We start from the raw sequence: 3026 nt of genomic DNA on the forward strand, positions 1-3026 counted from the left end.
TAATGTCCACATCAACGCCGTGCGAAGCGTAAAGAACCGCCTCCGCCTTCAGCCTCACTAAAACAAGAGTGTCACTGCGCTTCTTCCACCTCAAAAAAACATCGTGTTCCTTCTGCGTCACATCCACTTGCATGCAGGTATTCTACAACGGGTGGCACGTCATTTCCAGGCCACTAAACCACAGAATACAATTTTGTTTCATTTCGGCCACAGAACACTGAGCAGATCATGTCCTGTCTTGATCGCTCGGTGCGCGAAATTGATAATGAGAAGATCGCTGTGGTTCTCGACAATGCCGGGTTCCACCACGCCAAAGCGCTAAGAGAGCAGCTTCAACCCGGAGGTCGGCTCGAGAACCTCAAACTCATCTACCTACCACCCTACGCACCCGACCATAATCCGGTCGAGCATGTCTGGAGCACCGCTAAAAGCGCAATCGTGAACATTCAGCGTGACACGCCTGAGGAAACCTACACCGCATTCATGGGCTACATTAACAATCGCACCTTCGACTACGACTTCGAGCACCTCCCAAACCCCACGCCAGCACACGATCTTGTTTAATCCCGGCCATAATCAGTTCTGCCTGGACGTGCCGCCAGCGTAGCGTCTTCCTTCAAGGGCGGTCGATATCGAGCAGGTCGATGACGTTCAGGCCGTGCGCGGCTCCTGCAATGGACATTTTTCGGTCGTGTGTCAGAAGGATGGTTGGCTGGTCAGGAGAATCCAAGCTCAAAGCCGTCGCCAGATGAATGGCGTCGAGCGAGCGCAGGGCTTTGGTCAAGGTGCGGGCTCGCTGGATGACGTCTCGATCGATCTGGACCAGTCGCAGATAGCTGAGGAACTCGTCGATGTCGGCCAGAGGCGCTCCGGCCCGGTGCGCGATGCGGGTGAGCTCCACCTCAAGAAGCTCCGAGGCATACAGGTCCTCGTCATCGAGTGCACGGACAACGCGGCGCGCCGCTTGATCACCTAGCGCCGCGTAGGCCGTGCGCCGGTGTGGGGGGCCCTGATAAGGAAAGAGGGCGATCCCGGCGAACGAGGTGTCGAGGTAGTGCGGCATCAGAAACTATCCGCTCGGTCGTCGGCCAGAATCTGGTCCGTGGTCACACCGTCAGGCAGGCTGAGGCGTGGCAGTGGTTCTCCCTTGGCGCGCTGAGTGCGTGGAAGGCGGATCCGTCCCTGGCGGATCATCTGGTCGATACGTGACTCCCGCTGAGGGACTGGGACGATCGTTGCTCGAGGTGTGCCATTTAGCGTCACGGTGACGGGGGTGCCTGTCGTTGCCACAGTGTTGAGGACCTCACCGGTTCGGCGACTGAGCTCCCGAGAGGTGATCGTCTGGGAGGAAGGAGTGACTGTCATGTCAGTCATGATACTCCGTTAGCGATGTCATGTCGGCACGGCGAGAGGGTGCGATGCGGCCTGCTCCAGCAGGTAGCGGCCCTGAGTGGCCACGTCGAGATGGTCGTGAGGTGGCTGTGTGATCGACGGTTACAGTCTGCGCGCACCTGTCCACTCCCCGGGGTGCCGTAGATCCGGTTGGTGTCCAGGGTGTCAGCAGGGCCTTCTGCGCAGGCCAGGTCAAGTCCCTGGAGGTGGTGTAACGGCTGGTCTTCGAGTTGGGTGGGTTAGAAGGGGTGCTTGTTGGGTTCGTGGGTGACGAGCTGGATGTTGGGCCTTCATTTGTTGTCGGGGTCGAAGAAGTCGTCGGGCCGGGGTGCTGGCTGGCCGGTCTCGTCCCACCAGATGGTGTGGCCGCCGGTGGCGAGGATGGCGAGGTCGAGGTCGCGTTGGCTGGTGTTGTTGCTCATGCCGCTGGTTCCAGTTCGGGCAGTTCGCTGTCGGCGGGCTGGGTATCGGTGGCGGCTTGTCGGGCGCTGGCGCGGGCTCGCGCGAGGATGTCGAGCCCGGGGTAGCGGCGGCCTTCGGCCCACTGGTCGTGCTGCTCGGCCAGGACGGCTCCGACCAGGCGGGTCACGGAGTCGCGGTCGGGGAAGATGCCGACGACGTCGGTGCGGCGGCGGATCTCGCGGTTGAGGCGCTCGTTGGGGTCGATCGGACCAGATCTGGCGCCAGACCTCGCGGCCGAAGGCGGTGAACGCGAGCACGTCGGCGCGAGCGGTGTCGAGGCGGTCGGCCACATCGGGGAGCTTGTCGGCCAGGGCGTCGAGGATTCGGTCGTACTGGGCGTGTACGGCTTGGGCGTCGGGCTGGTCGTAGACCGAGTGGAGCAGCGCCCCCACCCACCCCCACGACGACTTCGGGCACACGTCCATGAGGTTCGCCGCGTAGTGGGTCCGGCAGCGCGCGGTGCCGGGCAGGTTGGCCGCGATCGCCTCGACCAGCCCGGCGTGGGCGTCGGAGGTGACCAGCACAACGCCGTCGGGGCCGCTGGTCAGGCCGCGGGCGACCAGGTCGGCGAAGAACGCATTCCACGCCGCGGCGGTCTCACAGGTGGCGACCTTGACCCCGAGCACCTCGCGGTGGCCATCGGCGTTCACCCCGGTGGTGCTGCTCGTCGAGGTCGGCGGCCATCCGGGAGACCTGCGACTTCGACAGCGAGGTGATCCCCAGGGTCTGGACCAGCTTGTCCACGCGGTGGGTCGAGACGCCGAGCAGGTAGCAGGTCGCCACCACCGAGATCAGCGCCCCCTCCGCGCGCTTGCGGCGCTCGAGCAGCCACTCGGGGAAGTAGGTCCCCTCGCGGAGCTTGGAGATCGCCACGTCGAGGGTGCCGACCCTGTGTCCAGCTCGCGGTGTCGGTAGCCGTTGCGCTGGTTGACCCGGTCCGGGCTGGCCTGGCCCTACTCGGCGCCGCACACCGCGTCGGCCTCGGCCCACAGCAGCGCATTGATCACCGTCGCGAGCAGGTGCCGCATCAGATCCGGCGACGCGCCTGAGGTTCCCCCCGGACCGTAGAGGCATCAGCTATAAGGAGTGGTGATGTCAGAGAAGCGGAAGAAGTACGACCGGGAGTTCCGTGAGGGAGCTGTCCGGATCGTTGAGGAGACGGGGAAGCCGAT

The 3026-nt window shown here is 63.8% G+C and carries 4 protein-coding genes and 1 pseudogene; 1 reads left to right on the forward strand and 4 read right to left on the reverse strand.

Going from position 1 to position 3026, the window contains the following annotated elements; genetic code table 11:
• Positions 1–225 precede the first annotated feature (225 nt).
• Positions 226–564, forward strand: coding sequence for a transposase (locus tag EUC46_RS12295; RefSeq protein WP_277750498.1), 339 nt, complete (start codon positions 226–228; stop codon positions 562–564).
• Positions 565–616: 52 nt separating this feature from the next.
• Here EUC46_RS12295 and EUC46_RS12300 read toward each other — a convergent pair whose 3' ends face one another.
• From EUC46_RS12300 to EUC46_RS12310, 4 genes and pseudogenes are all read right to left on the reverse strand, one after another.
• The gene (locus EUC46_RS12300) at positions 617–1063 is read right to left on the reverse strand and encodes a type II toxin-antitoxin system VapC family toxin (RefSeq protein WP_128774445.1); all 447 of its coding nucleotides are present in this window, start codon (positions 1061–1063) and stop codon (positions 617–619) included.
• Entirely contained in the window at positions 1063–1374 is a 312-nt protein-coding gene (locus EUC46_RS13500) for a type II toxin-antitoxin system Phd/YefM family antitoxin (RefSeq protein ID WP_128774446.1), read from the reverse strand. The genes EUC46_RS12300 and EUC46_RS13500 overlap by 1 nt, the downstream gene beginning before the upstream one ends.
• A 308-nt stretch (positions 1375–1682) precedes the next feature.
• On the reverse strand, positions 1683–1814 hold the full coding sequence (locus EUC46_RS13355; protein ID WP_277750497.1) for a hypothetical protein: 132 nt from the start codon (positions 1812–1814) through the stop codon (positions 1683–1685).
• A pseudogene (locus EUC46_RS12310) lies at positions 1811–2903 on the reverse strand (transposase); the annotation flags it as partial. The gene EUC46_RS13355 and the pseudogene EUC46_RS12310, both read right to left, overlap by 4 nt.
• Between the last annotated feature and the right edge of the window lie 123 nt (positions 2904–3026).

Origin of the sequence: Actinomyces oricola (assembly GCF_004104015.1) — a bacterium.
Classification (GTDB): domain Bacteria; phylum Actinomycetota; class Actinomycetes; order Actinomycetales; family Actinomycetaceae; genus Actinomyces; species Actinomyces oricola.

Excerpts from the sequence above, each read along its gene's own strand:
- EUC46_RS12300 (WP_128774445.1), bottom strand. The coding sequence starts at position 1,063 with ATGCCGCACTACCTCGACACCTCGTTCGCCGGGATCGCCCTCTTTCCT.
- EUC46_RS13500 (WP_128774446.1), bottom strand. The coding sequence starts at position 1,374 with ATGACTGACATGACAGTCACTCCTTCCTCCCAGACGATCACCTCTCGG.
- EUC46_RS13355 (WP_277750497.1), bottom strand. The coding sequence starts at position 1,814 with ATGAGCAACAACACCAGCCAACGCGACCTCGACCTCGCCATCCTCGCC.